Below are 1,647 nucleotides of genomic sequence, written 5' to 3' on the forward strand. Positions count from 1 at the left end.
GCACCAGCACTTCCTTGATCTCGCTGACCGTCAAGCCGGCGTCCAGCGCCCGTTCCAGCGCGGCGCTCAGCCGCGCCATGTCGCCGGTGGCGGTGGCCGCCGCGACGGGGCCGATGGCCCGTTGCGGGGCCGTGAGTGCAGGGTCGCCGGAACGGGGTGCGGTCTCCTGCGGCGTGGGCGGGGCACCGCCCCCAGGCGGCCGGGCGTTGTCGTTCATCGTGTGATCTCCTGCGGGGGTGAGCGCGGCGCCGGTCTGCGCCCGGGTCGGTCCGTGAGCGGCCACCAGCGCCGCCATGCCCAGCAGGCCGCGGCGGCCCGGGCTGATGCGGTCAGCGGCCGAGGTATTGCGCATCGCTCACGTGCTCCAGCCAGTCCACGTTCTTGCCGCCCACCACCCCGGTGATGGCGATGTGCGTCATCGCGCTGCCCGGCGCGGCGCCGTGCCAGTGCTTGATGCCGGGCGAGCACCACACCACGTCGCCGGCGCGGATGCGCTGGATCGGCTTGCCCCATTCCTGCGTCAAGCCTTCACCCTCGGTGACGATGAGCTGCTGGCCCGCCGGGTGCGTGTGCCAGGCCGAGCGCGCCCCGGGCTGGAACCGCACGATGCCGCCCGAGGCATTCATGCCGGGCGTGGCGGCAAAGGCTGGCGTCACCCGCACCTGGCCGGTGAAGGTGTCGGCCGGGCCGTCCATGCTGGTCAGCTCGCGGGCCAGGGTGAGCTTCTGGCCGCCCGCGGCCGGCTCGGCCGAGGCACCGTGGGCGATGGCTGCGCAGGTGAGGCAGCCCATGAGGCGCTTGAACATCGAAAAGTCCTTTCATCCACTGAGAAGGACTATAGGAACGCAGGCCTTGTGAGAGAAGAGGCCCAGACGGCATACATTGGTGCAGCACATTCACCAATCGAGCCACCATGCCGCGCACTCCCCTGGCCGACCTGCAGGCCTTCGTCACCGTGGCGCAGACGCGCAGCTTCACCCGCGCGGCGGCGCAGCTGGATGTCTCGCGCTCGGCGCTCAGCCATGCGGTCACCGGCCTGGAAGCCCGGCTTGGGCTGCGGCTGCTCAACCGCACCACACGCAGCGTCTCGGTCACCGAAGCGGGCGAGCGGCTGCTGAACGTGCTGGCGCCCCGCTTCGAAGACATCGACGCCGAACTGGACCAACTGACCGCGGCACGCGACACGCCGGCCGGCACCGTGCGCATCACCTCCCACGACCATGCGATACGCACCGTGCTGTGGCCGCGGCTGCTGCCCCTGCTGCAGCAGTACCCCGACCTGCTGATCGAGCTGAGCGTGGACTACGCGCTCACCGACATCGCGGCCCAGCGCTTCGATGCCGGCGTGCGCCTGGGCAACCGGGTGGACAAGGACATGATCGCGGTGCGCATCTCGCCCGACTTCCGCATGGCGGTGGCTGCGTCGCCGGGCTACCTGCAGGGCCGCAGCCGGCCCCGCACGCCGCGCGACCTGACCGAGCACGCCTGCATCAACCTGCGGCTGCCGACCCACGGCAACCTGTATGCATGGGAGTTCGAGAAACGCGGCAGGCAACTGCAAGTGAAGGTGGGCGGCCAGGTGGTGCTGAACAACACCTTGCTGATGCTGCAGGCGGCGCTGGACGACCGCGGCCTGTGTTACGTGCC

2 protein-coding genes and 1 pseudogene are annotated in these 1,647 nt (G+C 70.7%); 1 reads left to right on the plus strand and 2 read right to left on the minus strand.

Annotation, left to right across the window (positions count from 1 at the left end; translation table 11 throughout):
- Nucleotides 1-352, minus strand: a pseudogene (locus ABNT58_RS28555) (hypothetical protein); the annotation flags it as partial.
- Complete coding sequence (locus ABNT58_RS28560; protein WP_348756734.1) at nt 330-806, minus strand: cupin domain-containing protein; 477 nt, start codon at nt 804-806, stop codon at nt 330-332. The pseudogene ABNT58_RS28555 and the gene ABNT58_RS28560, both read right to left, overlap by 23 nt.
- A 107-nt stretch (nt 807-913) precedes the next feature.
- On the opposite strand from ABNT58_RS28560, the gene ABNT58_RS28565 reads away from it, so the two are divergent.
- The coding region (locus ABNT58_RS28565; protein ID WP_348756735.1) for a LysR family transcriptional regulator at nt 914-1,647 on the plus strand (734 nt) is incomplete at its 3' end.

The organism is uncultured Aquincola sp., from assembly GCF_964001545.1.
Classification (GTDB): Bacteria; Pseudomonadota; Gammaproteobacteria; order Burkholderiales; family Burkholderiaceae_C; genus Aquincola.

Bases quoted from the DNA above. Each gene is read 5' to 3' on its own strand.
- ABNT58_RS28560 (WP_348756734.1), bottom strand. From the start codon at position 806: ATGTTCAAGCGCCTCATGGGCTGCCTCACCTGCGCAGCCATCGCCCAC.